The organism is Paenibacillus sp. FSL W7-1287, assembly GCF_038004245.1.
GTDB classification, from domain to species: domain Bacteria; phylum Bacillota; class Bacilli; order Paenibacillales; family Paenibacillaceae; genus Pristimantibacillus; species Pristimantibacillus camelliae.
Genome location: NZ_JBBORD010000001.1, coordinates 2,612,474 through 2,631,988 on the forward strand (window position 1 = coordinate 2,612,474; position 19,515 = coordinate 2,631,988).

Sequence of the window (19,515 nt, forward strand, 5' to 3'; positions counted from 1 at the left end):
CTCCTACCACTTTATGATCGTAGATCCCCAGGTTAGGCCGCCACCAAAGCCTACAAGGCATAATGTATCGCCTTCACCAATTCGGTTTTGCTCTACCGCTTCAGCTAACGCTACCGGTATCGAAGCTGCTGACATGTTTCCATATTTATCAATGTTGATTAGCGCTTTATCTTCTGTAAGATCGAGACGCTGTAAGGAAGATTGAATGATGCGGATATTAGCTTGATGTGGTACGAGAAGATCAACATCAGCCTTGCTAATTCCCGCCTTCTCAATCGCCTCTTCAGCAGCACTGCCCATAATTCGAACGGCGAATTTGAACACTTCATTGCCGGCCATATGGATTGAATGCTCATTATTGCTAATCGTTTCTGCCGTAGCTGGCTTACGAGAGCCACCTCCTGCAACCTTTAGCAGCTCGCCGCCCGATCCATCTGCACCAAGAACAAACGATTGGAAGCCTCTACCTTCCTCGACCTCACCGACGACAACGGCGCCTGCACCATCACCGAACAAAATGCAAGTGTTACGATCGGTGTAGTCTGTAATGCGCGACAATGTTTCAGCTCCGATTACGAGTATCTTACGATACAAGCCGCTTTGTACGAAGCCGTTAGCTGTTGCCAGGCTGTATATGAAGCCAGAGCATGCAGCTGACAGATCAAATGCTGGACAAGTAGCACCTAGCTTTTCCTGAACCAAGCATGCCGTTGACGGGAAGAACATGTCTGGTGTAACCGTCGCAACGATAATAAGATCGATATCCTTAGCTGTTAAGCCGGCATTGTGCAGCGCTTGCTCCGCAGCTTTATAGGCAAGATCAGACGTCGCTTCATCACTTGCAGCTATTCTTCTTTCCTTTATTCCTGTTCGTGTTACAATCCATTCATCATTTGTATCTACCATTTGCTCTAGCTGCTGGTTGGTTAGCACCTGCTCAGGCACATATTTTCCAGCACCTAATATCCCTACTGATTTGGAATTCATAGCTCCAATCACTCCTTGTTGATCTCTGCAGTAATCGATTCAATAAGCTTACCCTTTATCGCTGTTTTTGCTTGCTTAACAGCGGCTTGCACAGCTCTTGCGTCTGAAGAACCGTGAATTTTCATTACACATCCATTGACCCCAAGCAGCAAAGCACCACCAAATTCGTTCGGGTCCAATGTTTTTTTCAAGCCTTTAAGCTTAGGCAGCATAATGGCTGCAGCAACCTTCGTCAGGAAGCTTTGGGTAAATGAGGTTTTTAATTGCTTGAAAATAACAGATGCTGCTCCTTCATACGATTTAAGCATTATATTTCCAGCAAAGCCATCACATACAAGCACATCACATGGACGCTCAAGCATATGCTTTGACTCCACATTACCTACAAAGTTGAGCTCACTTTGCTTCAATAGCTCATATGTAGCCTTAGACACTTCATTACCTTTAGAATCCTCAGTCCCTACATTAAGCAGACCGACTCGCGGTGCTTTCATGCCTTGTGCGCGCTCGCGATAAATGCTTCCCATAACTGCATATTGATAGAGCTGCTCTGGTGTCGCATCCATATTCGCACCAAGATCAAGCGCAAGCATTCCTACACCGTCCAATGATGGTAATAGCGGTGCTAGTGCTGGTCTTTCAATGCCCGGAATACGGCCAACTACTAGTAAGCCTGTTGCCATCAAAGCTCCTGTATTTCCTGCTGACAACATAGCATCAGCTTCTTTATCCTTCACAAGCTTACCAGCGACAACCATCGAGGAGTCCTTCTTTCGACGGACGGCGCGGACTGGTTCATCCTCCGATTCAATTACCTCTGTTGCGTGAACAATATGCAAATTACTCGGCTGCGCTTCAGTCAAATGCATTTTTATTTGAGCTTCATCGCCGACAAGCAATAGCTGAACATCTTCGTTTTCCTTAGCAGCAGCGACCGCACCAGCAACCATTTCCTTCGGTGCGAAGTCACCACCCATAGCATCTATTGCAATTTTCAACTTTATTCTCCTCCTTGGGTGTTCGCCGCATCGGAACGATAAACAACGAAATTCCCCTGAAACACAAGCTCATCGCCTACGTACGTGTTGAGCTCGACTTTCGATTTATTTCTATCATCCTTCGAGCGAACATATGCCTTTGCGATACATTTCTCGCCAAGCTTTACAGGCCTTAAGAATCGAATATCACTGCTAGCTGTTAAAGCGATGGGACAATCAATGACTGCGACCGCCAACGAATTGGCTTGTGCAAACAAATGATGTCCACGTGCGATTCCTGTTCGTGTAAAGACATGCTCCTCACGAATCTCGAAAAGAGATATCCCACTATGATCGAGCTGCAGATCAACGATTTCTCCGATTACTTCATCGATTTGCAATGAGCGCACGGAATCGTAGGAACGCTCGGCCATTTCCTTCATCCGCTCGCGCAGCTCTGGAATACCAAGCTCCATTCGATCCAATCTAATCGTCTGTATGCTTACTTTCAATGCTCTTGTCAGCTCTCGATCCGTCACGAATGGATTTTCTTTAATGTATTGGATCAGCAGCTGATGCCGCTCGCGTTTATTTAACTTCGCCATGAGGGCACCACTCTCCTGTTCAAGTGTTAGGTTAATGCACAAATTTTATGTGTATTTAGTAGCTCAATTTAATACCTGGTACTAAATTAGTATAGAGGATATTGCTCGTCATAGCAATTTATTTTTTATATAGGCATAATGGATACAGACTCATACTGTAGCGCATAGCATAATAGAGATAGACTCACAACTAAGCATTGTTGCGTAGAACAGAAAAATGGCAGGCAAGTGAAAGGGATCACCGCTCTACCATTTTTGTTTTGAAGCGTTCGTTGACTGCGATACCTAACGATGCTCATGTCAACAGCATGTTAAATATGTTTATACCGCCGCTGTCGTACCCGTTCACGGTATTCCTTCGGCACTAAGCCCGTTTCATTTTTAAATACACGGTTAAAATGTCGGATGTTTGAAAAACCAGTTGCGTCAGCGACGCTGGCTATCTTCTCATCTGTTGATGCTAGTCTCTTTTTCGCATCCTCAATACGCAAATCCGTTACGTACTCAATAAACGTTTTTCCGACCTTCTGCTTAAATAACGTACTAAAATACGCTGAATTTAAGTACACATGCTCTGCAATGTCCGTTAAAGTTATAGGCTCAACATAATGCTGCTCAATATAGTGTAAAGCAATTGCAACTGGATCGCTGTCCAGTTGCCTATTCCCTGCAGCGATCACCGCAGTTAAACTGCCAAACAGCTGACGGCTCACCTCCATGAGCTCACCACGCGAGCTAATAGAGCAAATATCAATAAGCAGCTTACGAATATCCCGTCCACCGAGCCAAGCCTTTGTAAGGCCTAGATCCTCTGAACGTTCATAATAATGGATCAGCAGCTTACAGATTTGCTGGTGCACAAGCTCAGGTGTCTGTGCCTGCTGACATAGCTCTATAATGACGGAATCCACTAAGTCATCGATTCCATGTAAGCGGCCCTCATTAATCGCTCGCTCCAGCGCTTCCCACGACCATTTTTTGCGCTCCGACTGGAAGAGTTGATGCTTAACTGATTGCTCATATTCCAAAACCTTATCACCACCTACGACAAGACGGTAGATAAGTGCCATCTGCGCTTCGCGAAACGCTGTAAGCATCGACTCAAATCCTTTTACTGGTCGACCAACACCGATTGTAACCGTCAAATTAGATAACGACTTAATCTGCATACGTACAGACTCTGCCAGCTTCAATAACTGCCTCTCACCCTCCGCCGCATCAGGTAAATTTACGAGTGCTGCCACCTCCGTATCGGAAAAAACGAAGCTAAAGCCCTTCATACGGAATTGAATCATCTCTTGCACAAATTGTTGAATATAGAGCTGGAAAAGTGAAGGATCAGTTGTACGATAACGATCATTATCAACAGAATCCTTATCTAGCTTAATAACCATACAGTTGTAATAAGGATCGGTCAGCTCGATCCCAATCTGTGATAGCAGATCAAGATGCATTTGTTGAACGTTGCTTTGCATAATACCAGCAACAAGCTGTGCAGCTACCTGCTGTCGCAGCTCTTGCCCTTCTGGCACTACGTCGTGATCATGTTCTTTATGTTTATTAAGCCAATCTTGCTTTACAGACGATAGTACTCTGAGCAATTCCTCACGCTCTACTGGCTTCATCAAATAATCCCTTGCCCCACTTCGCATAGACTGCTGGGCGTAGGTAAAATCCTCATAGCCGCTAATGACAACTACTTGTAGCTCTGGAAAACGTTCGCGGGCAATTCTCTGCAGCTGTAATCCGTCCATTCTCGGCATACGTATATCTGTTAAAACAACATCAGGCCTGTGTTGTTCAAGCAGTTCAAGTGCCTCATAGCCATCACGCGCATCGGCTACTATATCCCATTCCTTATCAGAAGCAGCAATCATAGCTCGCAGGCCTCTACGGAAAATTGCTTCGTCATCCACAATCATCATTGTTGGCATATCCCCGCGCTCCCTTCCCTCTTCTGCTTAGTAACAGCTAAATAGTCGGTGGCTCAACAAATCGTTGAACCGGTAGCGTCATATTGACCTTCAGACCTTGATACGGCATGCTCTCCAGTGTGATGCCATAGCCTTCACCATAGTGGAGCAAGATTCTTCGATGCACATTTAATAGTCCATTACCTGACTGTCCACCCAGCTCCTTCGAGGTTTTTAATCGCTTACGCAGCTGCTCAAGACTCTCTTGATCTATACCGATTCCATCATCCTCTACAATGATCGTTAACGTGTTTCTATGGATAGCTGCTCTTAAACAAATGCTGCCGTTACCGACACCTTTATCAATGCCATGATTAATTGCATTTTCGACCAACGGTTGAATGCTTAATGGAATCACTAGTAGATCGTAGGCTTCGTTATCGATGTGCTCTATATATTGAATACGTTCTTCATAGCGTATTTTTTGAATACTCATATAGCCGTTTACATGCATCAGTTCATCACGAAGTGTTACCTTATCTCTATGATTACTTAAGCTGTAACGCATGAGCCGGCCTAAATTGTTGGACATCGTCACAATTTCACGATTGCCTTCTACCTCCGCGAGCATACTGATCGAGCCAAGTGTATTGTATAGAAAATGTGGATTGATCTGAAATTGAAGTGCTGCGATTTGTGCATCCTTCTCACGAATTTCTGTTTCATAGAGCAAATAGCCTAACTCGCTTAGCTTAGAAACCATCATATTGAAGGAATGACCTAGGCGACCTACCTCATCTCCAGATTGAACTGGAAATTGCACAAGCAACTCCCCTTGCTCCACCTTACGCATTAATCGACTTAACTTGCGCAGAGGCAGTGTAATACGGTAAGCAACAACGACAGACGCAAGAATGGCTAGACCAATACATATAAACAATGCAAGGGCTATCGAATTTCTAACAACTAAGCTGTCCTTCATGAGCTCCTTCACTGGAACACCACTAATCGTTGTCCAGCCTGTTACTTCAGACGTTACATAAGCGATTAGCTGCTTATCCTTACTCGCTCCATAGCTATGCAGTACGCCTTGTCCGCTCAATGCTCCAAGCTCTAAAACGGGCTGAGATTCATCCTGTCTAATGACAGGCATCCCTTGACCGTCAATAATATACAATACTTCTTGCTCGCTTGTGTCTGTTTGCTGAAGCAGCTTACGTACACTGACAGGATCAATATTAATAACAATATATCCTAGCGTGCGCCCCGTATCGAAGCTCCTCAGCTCTCTTGCTATCGAGAATACTTGATAGGCTGTACCACTTGTCGATAAAATTTCATGCGTCGTAATAAAGGTTGGCTGGCCAAATCGGCTGCGAGCTTGCTTGAGCCAATCTGCACTTTCATCCAGCTTATAGGTAGTCAAATACTGACTTTCCGGCAGGACGACATAGGATGCTCCTTTTTCGCCGTACAACGACACCCCCATAATATCTAATCGTCCGTTAATAAAAATCGAGGAAACGAAGCGGTTCAAGCTATCTATCTCCTCAAGCGTTAAGGGCTGCCCGGATTCACGCTCCGATGATATAAAATCCATTACCTCTTTATAGGAATAAGGCATCAATGTCAGTCGGTCAAGTTCATTCATATAAGTATCAATGTTAAGCGTCACTTGCTTTAACGTTTGTAATTGATAAGTACCAACGTTTTTCTCCATAGCCTTTTGAAAGCTGGCAAACGTATATACCCCCATCGCTGCTAAGGGAACTAGAATAAGTACACAGTTAATCAATATTAATTTACGAGCGAGCTCTTGATTTTTGAAGGCCTTTACCGGATTAGCAATCCTGTTTATCATGACCACTACTCCTCCATCGCTGCATTAACGAGCTGTTCTGCCTGTTGTAGCGCTTGCTCCGGTGTCTGCTTCCCGTATATCATTTTTTCAAATTCTTTAATCAGTATTTCAATCATGGACCATTGCTTTTGATGACGCGGCCAGTATACAACATAATCGGCAGCCGCTGCATAATCACTACGATACTTTAGCTGATTAAACGTCTCGCTCTCCACTACCTGTGTCATACTAGGCACATGTCCTGCTTTCGCCCATTGTTCACCATGCTCAACCATCCATTTCGAGAATATCATGGCAGCTTTACGTTTTTCATCGGTCATATTGTGTTTTTTCGGTATGGCCAAGGAATGAGAATCTCCCCACTGGGCAGGGCGATCATACAACACAGGGACGGTTACAACGCCTAAGTCAAGCTCTGTTGATTTTTCGAATGCACCGGTACCCCACATTCCTAAAAACAGCACCGCCGCGTTGCCATCATAGAAAGCCTTAAACGAATCATTAATATTCGGAGGTATAAGCTCCTGCTCATACAAGCCATTAATAAAGGTCAGCGCTCTTAAAGCTTGCGGGTTATTAAAGGATGCTTTTCCTTGCTCATTATAAAATGATCCACCATCATTCATCTGATTATATAAGCTCCACCATAGCCAAACCGAATCAATTCTAGTGCTTGGCATAGCCATCGGCGCCACGTCAGATGGCACAGCTTCACGAATCTTTTCTAGAAACTTCTGAAACCCCTCTTCACCAGGCTCTATCAACGGCCTGCCTGTTGCTTCGTCTAACACTCCCGCCTCTCGCAAATGCTGCTTGTTATAATACATGACCAAGGCATGGGTATCTAATGGAACAGCATAGGACTGCTCGTTATATTCCGTAGACTCACGAATGTTCGAGTTAAGCTGGCTAAGATCAAGGCCTACTTGTTCAGCGATATCTGTAACCGTCTCTATGTATCCATTCTGAACGAATTGAGGCATACTTGTCGTATGAATAATCGCTATATCAGGAGCGTTACTTGACAAGATCGCAGTACGTAGACGTGAATAGTAATCATCAAGACGTGAATTCGTCTGAACGACATAGATGTCATCCTGTTCCTTATTAAATTGCTCCACCATCTCCGTCATAAATTGATTGTCTCCACCACTAAAGGGCGTCCAGTATTCCAGCAGTACTGCCTCCTTACGAATCTGAGGAACAGGCTGCACCTCAGATTCGTTGGAACATCCACTTAAAGCACTAAACAATATACCTATCGCTAGCACCAATAAGCATCGCCTAGCATAGCTCACCCGATATCCTAACATTTGTGACGCTTCCCCCTCGCCAGCAAACTGACTGCAAACGATGTATTATTACTTAATTGTTGTATCTACGATTTTAATATATCTATATAGTCAAGCGCGATAGCTGACGACAAATTTTTGATAACGATTTCATTTATACCTTTATCTAATTTAACTGATAGTAAAATTGTGTTGAAATGCTGACGCTCTCCTGGCTCAATCGTTATCACCTTAGCTTTTTTACCATTGATGGAGATCTGAAGCTGCTGCTCTGCGTCTCCACGATTGGAGGCTGCGATACGTAGTTCATATTCCCCTGCTTCTGGTACTACAAAATTTGAAAACTGCAGCTCACCTTCATCTGTGGAATCTCCGAGTACCGCGCCCCAGCCTGAAGCGAAAGGATTACTTTCAGCATATGCTCCCTTACCAGCTTGTGCATTCTCAGCCTCATATCGTGTAATTTCTATTGCTTCTAACGCTGCCCCTTCTTCTAGCTGCACTTTAATTGTATTCATGCCTTCATTAAACGGGACAATCACCCATACATAGCCAATGTCTTGATGTGCCGTTTCTGCTAGCTCTACACCGCCCCATTCCTCCTCGTTAACGAATAATACTGCAGAGCTGTCTGAGCCTTCGCTACGGTAATGAAGCAGGATGGGCATCTCAGTTGCATGTCGTGATGGAATTAACTCAAACAGAAGCTCTCCGTCCGCAACCTTAGCATGCTTAGCGTAATATATACCTTCTCCAGCAGGGACAGCAATTGCTGTTTCAATGGCTAACGGACCGTTTAGTATAGGCATGCCCTGATCATCCCAAGCTACACGTTCAGCACGTGCCTTGCGATTATTCCAGCCGTCATGGATACCACTTGTCGCATGATAAACGATCCATGTCTCAGTCCCATCAGGGGATGTAGTAAATGAATTGTGACCAGGTCCAAAAACATCGATTTCTTCGTTCATCTTCATAAGAGGCTGCTCTACCTTACTCCAATGCTCTGGTTCCAGTGGATTACCGCCTTCCTGCAGGGCAAGTAAGCCGATACTGTAAAACGGTGTCCAGCTACCCGCTCCCGAATAAGCAATAAATAATCGACCATTATGCTTCAATATCGCTTGCCCTTCTTGAATATACGGCGGCCCCCCTGCTCGCTCCCATTCATATAGAGGCTCACTAAGCAGTACACGCGGGCCACTAATCGTCAGTGGATCACTCATCGGTGCAATGTAGGTATTCTGACTAATGTTAACGTCACCTTCCCACCCTGACCATACAAAGTATAACTGCTCTTCATGCTCCATCACTAACCCATCAATGGCCCACTTATCGCTGCCATCATCAACTTTTCCGCGAAATTCGTATTCGCCTAGCGGATCATCACTCACTGCCTCTAACACATACATTCGATGATTTTCATTGTTCCCATCATCCGCAGCGAAGTAAATATACCACTTGCCTTGAATATATTGCAGCTCCGGTGCCCATAGATTAGCGGAGTACATCGTACCAAAGGGCGGATACCAAACAACTTTACGCTTTGCGTGACGAAAATCTATTGTTCGAGATTTCATCACCATAATATCAGCACCATTGTGCGTAAATGTCATATAGTAAAAACCATCCTTGTAAACAACACTCGGGTCAGGTGTATCCATATCGACGATCGGATTTTTGAACGTTCCACCATGTCCAGAATAGGTAGTCATTATAGCATCTCCCCTCTGATCTGCCGAATTACCGTGATCTCTACCTAGCACGATCCACAGTAAGACAAGGATTACAATGGCAGCTACAAGAGCCGCCAAAAGAGATATACGTTTCTGATTCATAAAGCAAGCTCCCTTTTAACGACTATTTAACCGCCGATTGGATAATGGCTTTTACAAAAAAACGTTGGCCAATCATAAAAATAATGAGCACAGGCAACGCAGCTATGGTTGTCATTGCCATAAGCTTACCATAAGCCTGTGTATAGCTGCCTTGCGACATTAGTGCAATACCGGCAGTAATCGTACGCATATCTGGTGAGGTTGCCGCGTATAACGGCCACACAAAGTCATTGTATATGCCCATAAACGTGAAGATACCTAGCGTAACCATAATAGAAACCGACGAAGGCAGGACGACCCTGGAATAAATTTGCCACTTATTCGCGCCATCGATCCGAGCCGCTTCCTCTATTTCCTTCGGAAAGGATATGAAAAATTGATATAACAGAAACACACCAAAAGCACCTGCTGTATACGGTAATATCAGTGCAGCATACGTATTAATTAAGCCCAGCCCATTAAACTCCATATACATAGGAAGAAAGGTTAGAACGCCAGGAATCATTAGGGATGCGATAAACATCGAAAATAGTATTTTACGAAACATCATATCCTTTAGTCTTGCTAAAGCATAAGCAGCCATGGAATCAATGAGCAATATAATTCCGGTACCGATGATACCAATTGATAAGGAATTCGTAATCCAGCGCATAATCGGTACATTCATTAATTCACCATTAAGGCCTTGAATATAGTTATCTATGGTCGGCTTTTTCGGGATAAAATTCATCTGCCCTGCAAGTGCTTCAAAATCATTTTTTAGGGAAGTAGATATCATCCAAACAAGTGGCAATAACATGACTGCTGCCAATAAAATTGCAACGATAATAAGCAATGCTTTTCGCAGCTTGTGCATACTAGTTCCCCTCCTTTCGTCCATAGGTTAATCGATATTGAACGAGAGAAATGATAATGATGATCAGAGCCATAATAATTGCCATAGCCGATGCTGAGCCTACCTCTTTCCGAATAAATGCATGATCAAGTACGTTAATTAGAAGTACACGAGTCGTATCGCCAGGCCCGCCGCGTGTTAACAGAAACGGCTGAGCATAAATGTTGAATGACGCAATCGTCGATGTAATCATTACAAACAGCATAACAGGACGAATTGTAGGTAATGTAATATATATAAACTTACTCCAGGAGCTGGCACCATCTATTGAAGCTGCCTCGTAATAATCCTCTGGTACCTGATTCAGTGCGTTAATAAAAATAATCATATTAAAGCCGATCGTCCACCATAATGTTGTTATAATTAGCGAGACCCACGCCCACGGTGTACCTGTTAGCCACGGTATCGATTGGCCCCCTAGCTTTTGAAGCATGCTGTTCAGAAAGCCTGCGTTCGTATCAAACATCATTAACCAAATAACAGCCATAACCGATGCGGACAACGCATACGGAATGAAATAAAATGTACGGAATAGACCTCTTAGTTTACTTGGCAACGCATTGACCAGCATCGCAATTGCTAGCCCTGCGATAATAAGCAACGGCACCGAGAATATAACAAACTGAATCGTGGCCCATAGCCCGCGAAAAAACAGTGCATTCTCATAACTGTTCGGAGTAAAGATAGCGATATAGTTGCTTAGACCGACGAAAGGATGCTCCTTCGAGAGCAATTCAAAATCATGCAGGCTAATATAGAAGCCGTAGCAAATCGGAAATAGCAGAAATGCCGCAAAGCATAATGTATAGGGCAATGCAAACAGCGAGGAGCTAATTCGGGATTTTAGCGTTGGTTTCACACTCATGACCTCCTACAAAAAGGGAAGGACGGTCGTATTCCGTCCCTCTCCCATTATTAAGCTAATTATTTTCCGATCGCCTGTTGCGACTTAGCTGCAGCATCATCCATCGCCTGTTGTGCTGGCTTATTGCCTAGTAGTGCATTGTTCAGCTCGCCCCAGATCGGCTCAGAAATAGTCGGCCAGTTCAACACATTCGGTGCAAACTGTACATAAGAGAAGCTTTCTGCAATGGCGCTTTGAGGCAATGCCTTAAACTCAGCGCTTTCAAGCATTGGCTTAGATGCAAGCGCCTGACCAGATTCCGCCCAGTCTAGAGAGTTGGAGGATACATATTTTAAGAAGTCACCAATTCCCGCTAAAATATCTTCATCTGTAACCCCTTGCGGAATTGCAAAGTTATGAGAACCACCAAACACTGCTGGCTTTGCTTTACCGATTTGCGGAACGGGTGCTACTCCAAAATTAAGTCCCGCTTCATCAAATTGTGATTTCATCCATGGTCCATTAAACTGGATCGCATTTTTCCCTTGCAGGAATAGCGTATTTTCGCCATCCTGTTGTACATTGGAAGGAGAGACTCCTTTATCAATAAGACCTCGCATCCATTCGATCATCTCCACTGCTTCTGGTGAATTGTAGGCTACATTATCACCATCCCATAGCTCTCCACCATTTTGCCACACTAAAGTCGGGAAGATAAATTGCTGCGGCCATAACGTTGGTACAACGTAGCCATATACACCCGCTTGTTGATCAGTAAGCTTTTCAACGGCTGCATCGAATTCTGCACGGTTCGTTGGTACAGAGGTAATACCTGCTTTTTCAAACAGATCTTTGTTGTAATACATGACAAGTGGATGAATATCTAGCGGGATGCCATACCACTTTCCATCAATCGTTGCATAATCAATCGGCGCCTCGACGTAATCTGCCTTACTAATTCCAGCATTTGCTGCGAGATCATCTATGGCCTGAAGCTGACCTTTGCTTTGGTACGTTGGTATTTGATCCAGATGCATAATAACGAGATCTGGACTATCCTTAGAAGCGTTCAATGCAACGTCTAGCATCTTGTAATACTCACCATTGGGCTGTATAACAAACTCCATACTGTACTGATCCTGCGAAGCGTTATAGCTATCAACAATATTTTTCATAAACGGACCATCTGCGCCAGAGAATGGCGACCAAAACAATAGCTTTGTTTTTCCCTTTTTCGTATTCTCGCTGTTACTGCTTTGTGATTTATTGCCTTGTGAGGTGCTATCATTAGTCGTATTGTTCGTATTCTTCCCTCCTGAGCAGCCCGCCGCAATAAGTGTGACCATGATGATAAGCGTAACTAGCATTGACCATTTTTTCCTCATCTTCATTTCCCCCTCATGATTTAACATTAATTGTTGTGCTTGCTCATAATGTTAAGCCTTGAGCCGGAGGAAAAGTATGTCATATATTTTGATGTCATAGACAATTTTTTAGGAGGACAACACTGTCCACTCCCATGCCTCTATGGTGAGATCATGGCTACAATCGAGCGTCAGATTATGCAGCTGCTCCGTCCATTCTTCACTGACTAGCAGCTGGCGGTCATACCATATTTCCAATCTATCTGCTTGATGCCGAAGATGTAGAGTAGTATGGCTTTTCCCTTCAGCTGTAGGGAGCACAACACTTTTTACTTTTGCATTCGATGCAGTAGGTGGCGTATGCTCTACGTGTTGAGATGGACTTTTTGATTGCAGCTTCAACCTCAACTCACATTGTCCAAGTTTTCCGAGCAGATCAAGCCGCAGCTTGCTAGAAGCCTCTGCGAATGGATTATATAATTCGATCGTCGTCCCTTGTCCACACGATCTTCCTTGCAGAGCATCACCTTCAATACGCCACAGCCCTTCCTTCGCTCGAATATATCGCATGAGCTCAACTGCTGTGCCCCTATCAAATGCAAGATGTCCAGTTAATGAAACACCCGAAAAATAAGCTGACGTATAGTTAGTTGACAAGCCGAAGCATGGTAATTCACCACACCGCAATGCCTGAAGTTTTGCTGTTAGCACAGCTATCCCATCTAATGTTACCGTCATGTGTTTACCATGAACGGCGATAAGCAGCTGGTGATAGGCAGCGAAGGAAAAATCCTTCTGAACACTCACTGCTTGCGGAGGCAGCTTAACACCGCCCATCACTTCATATAAACCGATCGTACGCTTTCCTGCATCTAACAGCAGTTCTGCGTAATGCTGGTCATCTGCGTAAGTAATGACTACACCGTACAGACCACCCATATGATGTGGCTCCCAGCGAACGTTAGCTTCAAATAAGCTAGTGGCATATCTTTGCTTAAGCAGCAGCATGCTTTTGCCAAGCGTACTTTGCTGCTGCAGCTCTCCATTCTTCACATGCCACTGACCGGCCGTTTGATGCCAGCTGCTGGTTAAAGTGTCATCACAATTATTATCGAATAACTCGCGAAAGCTTGGTTGCTCTGGTGCATATCGCATCGTGCTGCTCGGGCCTGGCACCCACAGCTCCTTACCAAGCCAAAGCAACGGATCCATTCGCATTTGGCGACGCTCCTCATCTCCGCTACCCTCTGTATCACCTTGCGCCGGCACGCGGTCTCGTCCGTGGTAAATTACCCAATCCTCTACATTGTTCGGGCCTTTCACGACACTGTTATGACCGACACCCTCTACAGCTTCATTTTGTCGCAGTAAGGGCTGATACGTTTCGTTATCAGGATGCTTAGACCAGGATAAGTTTGTTATAGATTCACCTTCTTGGTGCTGAGCTGTGCTATAGCCAATGTAATAGTGAGGCTTCGTAAAGGCGTTTCCACTGTACATTATGTAATGCATATCACGGTGCCTTAGATAAAACGCTCCTTCGATCGTATGCCAGTTTCGTCCATCACCAAAGCGGTTGTGCTCATAAATCTCTTCATCAAGTGTAGGCTTTACGATTAGCTTAGGGTTTCCTTCAGGTGTTAATGGATCTATCATCCGATCTGCTAAAATAACTGTGCCTGGTCGAAGGTCATCAATGCCGAGCGTTTCATTCGTAGAGTACAGCATCACTAAACTGCCGTCTGTATCCCTTACAACATGAGCATCAATGGTGAAGGTTGAAAATAACTGCTTCACAAACCGAAATGGCCCAGATGGCGTTTCTGCAACTGCCACCTGTAAGTATTCATAATGCACATCTGCTTCTCCAATTGGTCTCGAAGATACATACATATAAAACAAGCCATTATCATAGAACACTGCAGGTGCCCAGTAATCAGCATGACCTTCACGCTGGTAGGCATAACCGCAATGCGTCCAATGAATCATATCGGTAGAGCAGAGCATGGTTACGCCGTCACCGGAGGTTGTATAGGCATAGTAACGTCCATTATATTTCAAAACATAAGGATCGGGATTCACTTCAGCGTTAAGCGTACGATAAAGCTGCGCCTCAGGAGCAACCGTAATTTGAAGTGGGTTTATATACATACTCATTGTTCATACCTCCAAGAAATGTACTCATCGCTAATGAATGGATGTTTAAATTCGATAAAAGTATAGCAATTCCACTCAGCAGCACGACAGCGCGATTCTTTGGAGCTTATGGACGGATTTTTGGAACATTTTCACTGAAGGAGTATGTACCCATGAAATGAAATAGCGGAGAAAAACTGTGGCATTCGAAATATTTTGCATAAAAAAAGGGCTGCCCCGAAGTTTAGTTAACTTTCGGGACAGCCCCATAAACATGATTATTATTGAGAAATAATCTCTTTTGTTTTGTAATATCCACAAACTTTGCAAACGTGGTGACCTAGTTTAAGCTCTCCACATTGCTCACATTTCACCATGCCTGGAACTGCAAGTTTGAAATGCGTACGACGTTTATCACGGCGAGTCTTGGATGTTCTACGTTGAGGTACTGCCATATTTTCCACCTCCTTCACAAATTCAAGGAATATTATTCCTTAAAAAAATCTTTCAGCGCTTCTAATCGCGGATCGATTCTTTCATTACTACATTGACATGATTGCTCGTTTCGATTACTGCCGCATTGCGGACAAAGACCTTCGCAATCCTCTTTACATAGTGGAGCAAAAGGCATAAATAATTGCACATACTCCTCCACATATGGTGTTAGATCTAGGCGGTCATCAGTAATCAAGACCACATCATTTTCTTCCTCGTCTTCATCTTCGCTAATTTCTTCCGATGAAGCAGGTCTGAATTGCTCAGCGAATGGAATGATTGAGTGCGTATGCGTTGGCTCAAGGCAACGAGAGCAGGCTAATTCCATATCTATTTCAAGATTTCCCTTTACTTCAACTTCCTCACCCACAGGAGTAAGTGTTAAGTTGATATGTAGAGGGCCTGTCTTAATTACATCTTGACGATTAGAAAAAAGCTTAGATACATCTAGTTGTTCATTCACGATCACTGTTTGATCTTTCGCTAATAGATCTTTCAAACGAAACTGCATAATATCACCCCAAACAGACAAAGTTTATTATAGCTATCCTGCTCCTATTTTGTCAAGAATATTACCACTGTTTTATGGATGAACATAACCTTTGTTCCACTTCTTAGCATTATGCTATAGTGAGAGTAATACGATAGCATAGAAAGGAAGATTGGATGAAGGCTGTCGGTCTTATTGTAGAATACAACCCGTTCCATAATGGACATCTGCATCATTTGCAACAATCCAAACAAATAACGAGCCGAGACGCTGTCGTAGCCGTCATGAGCGGCCACTTTTTACAGCGAGGAGAGCCGGCATTAGTTGATAAATGGACAAGAACAGAAATGGCACTTGCCGGTGGCTGTGACCTTGTGCTAGAGCTGCCTGTTGCTTATGCAACGTCCTCAGCAGAATGGTTTGCTTATGGCGCTGTTGCTCTATTAGAGGCAACGGGTGTCGTTGACGCTATATGCTTTGGCACGGAAAGCGGACAATTAAAGCCGCTTCAAGCAGCAGCCAGCTTCATCTCTGCAGACTCAAGTGATGAGATAAAGCATTTACTCCAGGAGCAGCTTAAGCAAGGTGTAAGCTATCCCAAAGCATTCAGCAGTGCTTTAACTGAGCTGCTTGAGCATACACCAGCTTGGTCGCAAAATCCTATTGCCCTGGATCAACCCAATCACACACTAGGTTTACATTATCTTGTCGCACTTCAGCGACTACAAAGCAGAATAACACCGTATACGATTGCACGTGAGCAAGCCCAGTACAACGATGACTCACCGCATCACGATCGTATTGCAAGCGCTACTGCTATTCGCAGATTGCTGTTGGAGGGTAACCAGCTAGATGATATCTCCTCCTACATTCCTGCTTCAACCTTCTCAATCTTACAGCGCGAGCTCATACATAGCAAGAAACAGGCAATGAGCTGGGAGCACTTTGCATTACAGCTGTATTATCAGCTTGCAGTAACACCTGATTCACAGCTTGCCTCATTTCGAGAAATGGAGGAAGGACTAGAGCACCGTCTTAAACATTGTGCTATGAATACATCGCATTACTCTGTCCATAAGCTACTGGATGCTGCTAAAACTAAGCGCTATACGCGGACAAAGCTGCAACGTGCACTTCTAGCTGTTCTGCTTCAGCACCATAAGCAGCATTTTACAAGAGATGCGCTGGCTTCGGGCGTACAGTATTTGCGGGTACTTGGCTTTACAGATAAAGGTCAACAGCTACTGAAGCACATGAAGAAACAAGCGAAGCTCCCAATTATTCATACCCCTGCGCAGTTTAAGGACCCTTCCGTATTTTTACAGCTTGATATCGCTGCGACAAGCTGTTATATGCAAGCGTACTCGTCTGAAATACCGAAGCTCCAGCTATCTGATTATAGCAGACCACCCATTCGCGTATAGCTAGTTTAGTTGGTATTGGAACATGTATATATATGCTATTGGAGTGAAGCAAGCACCTGCATCGCTTCCTCCAATGTAGATACACCATGAATTTCCATCGTATGATCTAACTTTTTTAACGTTCGACGAGCTTCTTCCTCATTTCCTTTCGGAACAATAAAGATCTGTGCACCTTGCTCGCTGGTGGAATATACTTTCTGAACGATTCCTCCAATGCTCCCTACCTCACCTTCTGCATTAATCGTTCCTGTAACAGCAATTTTCTTGCCCTTCGTTAGATCTCCAGGTGTCAGCTGATCGATTATCGTTAATGCAAGCACAAGTCCGGCTGAAGGCCCACCAATATTATCAGTCGCAATATCGAGATGGTAGTCCGGATCATCTGATATTACTGACCTAAGCTCAATATAGCTTTCGACCTGTAGTCGATCATATACGAGTTTTTCTTTATCTAGGAGCAAATCATCCTCATGAAGAGTGATCGTTTTCTGCAGCCGTTCATCCCCCCGCTTCACGATCAGATGAACCTTTTCTCCTGCCTCTTGGTTCGTAAGCCAAGCATGGAGCTGGCTAACGCTATGAATAATTACTTCCTCTCCTATTGCATTCACTCCAGCAACAATCTCATCACCTGCTTCAAAAAAACCACACACGATTAAGCAAGTGCTTGGCTGCTGAACAATAAGCTTCTGTGGCTGTATAGAATAAGGAATGTTCAAGTAGCGATACGCCGCTTCAAGCGCATGATTATGAGAACCTCGCATCATGGTGGTAACTCTAGCGGCGTACTCTTCCATCGATGACCTTCCTATTACATCCGTCTTTAGTCTAACTTCATCTTTTGGTGATACAAGTGACCCTAGCATCTCCCATAAATTCGGCGTTGCAAGGAGGACAGCAGTCAGCAGCAGCTCACCTTCTTCTTGCTGTTGCTCAGCCTCCTGTGAATTCTGCTCATAAAACAACGATGTATGCTCATGTGTCTGTATATACCCCTGTGCCGGAACGGCAATACCTGGCTTCAGTACGACAAAGGGAGAAGGGGCATAAAGTAAAATCATCATAATGACAGTAGTAACGACAATCGTTATGAGCACAGTCCGTATCTTTATATATGACTGCCTCAATTCCTTTCACTCCTAGCTTGTTCTAATTTTGCAATTTTTCGCGTAACAATAAGGGACTGAGTTGTCCAACTTCATGCTCAAAGGAGAGATTGTGTTGCACAAAACCATATTTATCGCACTCACGATGCTGTTTCTCGTGCTATCCGTTGTGCTCTCCCCAGACGTTGCACTACAAGCATCCCTATCTGGCATAACGATCTGGTGGAATCTTGTATTTCCAGGACTTCTACCCTTTTTTATTCTATATGAATTAGTACTAGCGTTTGGCTTGCTGCATGGCATTAACGCGATGCTCGCACCTTTTGTCACACGCCTGCTGCAGCTACCTAGAGCTGCAGGCATTCCACTGCTAATGAGTATGAGCTGCGGTTTCCCAACTGGCGTTGAACCTACGATAAAGCTGCTTGAGGACGGTCAACTGACGAAGGCGCAAGCTCAACGTCTTCTCGCCTATATCCATCTACCTAATCCTATCTTTATTATCGTCATTATCGGCGCTGGCGTCTTTCAGCTGCCTTTTTACGGATATATTATACTGGCGTCAGTTTGGCTTGCAGCACTTCTGCTTATGCTTGCACATACACGATTGTCCTCGCGGCACGACAAGACAGCTCTCAAGCCTTCCTCTTCGCATATGGAGTCTTACTTTGCGAGTGCCATGCAGTTTGGACGAGAGCTTGACGGAAGAACGTTCGGTCAGGTACTAGGTGATAGTGTATATGGGAGCGTACAAAAGCTATTTATCGTTGGCGGGTTTATTATCTTTGCCTCAGTGCTCGCAGCCTTTATACATCCAGTGTTTAATGCAGTTATGCCACAGCTGCCTTTTCTAGAGCAAATGCTGCTTGAGCAACACGTCGGCAGCTTTGCAATTGCCGAATGGGCTTCACAGCAGACGAATACGGTTGTTGCTTTAGCATTAATTGCTGCTTGCCTAGGCTTTACTGGTATTAGCGGTATTCTGCAGGTAACCTATTATACTTTTCGTCATCGTGACATCAAACTTCTTCCGTTCGTAGGATACCGACTTATCCATGCCGCTTTAAGCTTCGTGCTGCTAATTATGCTGTGGAAGCCATTAAGCTGGATCATTGCTAAGCTTACCGGAGCGCCAGAACAGACTGTGTTCGTGCAGCCACCTCCGCAAGTCTCCATGCTCCATTGGCAAAGCCTATGGCCAGCAAGCATACTGCTCTGTCTAATCACTGGCCTTCTTATCCTTACTGCACACCTGCTTTGGCGCAGTTATAGCCATAAAGTGTAATGA

Annotated in this window: 16 protein-coding genes; 2 read left to right on the forward strand and 14 right to left on the reverse strand. The window is 44.4% G+C overall.

Annotation, left to right across the window (positions count from 1 at the left end; all coding sequences use genetic code 11):
• Positions 1–3 precede the first annotated feature (3 nt).
• The 13 genes from NSQ99_RS11965 to NSQ99_RS12025 all read right to left on the reverse strand — a co-directional run bounded on the left by NSQ99_RS11965 (position 4) and on the right by NSQ99_RS12025 (position 15,718).
• Positions 4–987, reverse strand: coding sequence for a beta-ketoacyl-ACP synthase III (locus tag NSQ99_RS11965; protein ID WP_251665520.1), 984 nt, complete (start codon positions 985–987; stop codon positions 4–6).
• A gap of 8 nt (positions 988–995) precedes the next feature.
• Positions 996–1,985 (reverse strand): phosphate acyltransferase PlsX, encoded by a 990-nt coding sequence (gene plsX, locus NSQ99_RS11970; RefSeq protein ID WP_340836790.1) that lies wholly within the window; start codon positions 1,983–1,985, stop codon positions 996–998.
• 2 nt (positions 1,986–1,987) lie between these two features.
• On the reverse strand, positions 1,988–2,569 hold the full coding sequence (fapR, locus tag NSQ99_RS11975; RefSeq protein WP_251665522.1) for a transcription factor FapR: 582 nt from the start codon (positions 2,567–2,569) through the stop codon (positions 1,988–1,990).
• 311 nt (positions 2,570–2,880) lie between these two features.
• Complete coding sequence (locus NSQ99_RS11980; RefSeq protein WP_340836791.1) at positions 2,881–4,503, reverse strand: response regulator; 1,623 nt, start codon at positions 4,501–4,503, stop codon at positions 2,881–2,883.
• Between the two features lie 37 nt (positions 4,504–4,540).
• Positions 4,541–6,343, reverse strand: coding sequence for a cache domain-containing sensor histidine kinase (locus NSQ99_RS11985; protein WP_340836793.1), 1,803 nt, complete (start codon positions 6,341–6,343; stop codon positions 4,541–4,543).
• A 5-nt stretch (positions 6,344–6,348) separates the two neighbouring features.
• Positions 6,349–7,656 (reverse strand): ABC transporter substrate-binding protein, encoded by a 1,308-nt coding sequence (locus NSQ99_RS11990; RefSeq protein ID WP_251665525.1) that lies wholly within the window; start codon positions 7,654–7,656, stop codon positions 6,349–6,351.
• Between the two features lie 65 nt (positions 7,657–7,721).
• Positions 7,722–9,473, reverse strand: coding sequence for a family 43 glycosylhydrolase (locus NSQ99_RS11995; protein ID WP_340836795.1), 1,752 nt, complete (start codon positions 9,471–9,473; stop codon positions 7,722–7,724).
• A gap of 22 nt (positions 9,474–9,495) precedes the next feature.
• Positions 9,496–10,329 carry a carbohydrate ABC transporter permease gene (locus NSQ99_RS12000; RefSeq protein ID WP_340836797.1) on the reverse strand — a complete coding sequence of 278 codons (834 nt, stop codon included), beginning with the start codon at positions 10,327–10,329 and terminating at the stop codon, positions 9,496–9,498.
• Between the two features lies 1 nt (position 10,330).
• Positions 10,331–11,227 (reverse strand): carbohydrate ABC transporter permease, encoded by an 897-nt coding sequence (locus NSQ99_RS12005; RefSeq protein ID WP_251665528.1) that lies wholly within the window; start codon positions 11,225–11,227, stop codon positions 10,331–10,333.
• Positions 11,228–11,292: 65 nt separating this feature from the next.
• Entirely contained in the window at positions 11,293–12,597 is a 1,305-nt protein-coding gene (locus NSQ99_RS12010) for an ABC transporter substrate-binding protein (protein ID WP_340836798.1), read from the reverse strand.
• A gap of 108 nt (positions 12,598–12,705) precedes the next feature.
• Positions 12,706–14,733, reverse strand: coding sequence for a glycoside hydrolase family 43 protein (locus NSQ99_RS12015; protein WP_340836800.1), 2,028 nt, complete (start codon positions 14,731–14,733; stop codon positions 12,706–12,708).
• 260 nt (positions 14,734–14,993) lie between these two features.
• Complete coding sequence (rpmF, locus tag NSQ99_RS12020) at positions 14,994–15,167, reverse strand: 50S ribosomal protein L32 (RefSeq protein WP_015845071.1); 174 nt, start codon at positions 15,165–15,167, stop codon at positions 14,994–14,996.
• A gap of 32 nt (positions 15,168–15,199) precedes the next feature.
• On the reverse strand, positions 15,200–15,718 hold the full coding sequence (locus tag NSQ99_RS12025; RefSeq protein ID WP_251665531.1) for a YceD family protein: 519 nt from the start codon (positions 15,716–15,718) through the stop codon (positions 15,200–15,202).
• Between the two features lie 155 nt (positions 15,719–15,873).
• Here NSQ99_RS12025 and NSQ99_RS12030 point away from each other — a divergent pair, with 155 nt between their 5' ends.
• Positions 15,874–17,121, forward strand: coding sequence for a nucleotidyltransferase (locus NSQ99_RS12030; protein ID WP_251665532.1), 1,248 nt, complete (start codon positions 15,874–15,876; stop codon positions 17,119–17,121).
• Between the two features lie 35 nt (positions 17,122–17,156).
• On the opposite strand, the gene NSQ99_RS12035 is transcribed toward NSQ99_RS12030, so the two are convergent.
• Positions 17,157–18,248 (reverse strand): S16 family serine protease, encoded by a 1,092-nt coding sequence (locus tag NSQ99_RS12035; RefSeq protein WP_340836809.1) that lies wholly within the window; start codon positions 18,246–18,248, stop codon positions 17,157–17,159.
• Positions 18,249–18,342: 94 nt separating this feature from the next.
• Here NSQ99_RS12035 and NSQ99_RS12040 point away from each other — a divergent pair, with 94 nt between their 5' ends.
• The gene (locus NSQ99_RS12040; RefSeq protein WP_340836810.1) at positions 18,343–19,512 is read left to right on the forward strand and encodes a hypothetical protein; all 1,170 of its coding nucleotides are present in this window, start codon (positions 18,343–18,345) and stop codon (positions 19,510–19,512) included.
• The last annotated feature ends 3 nt before the right edge of the window (positions 19,513–19,515 follow it).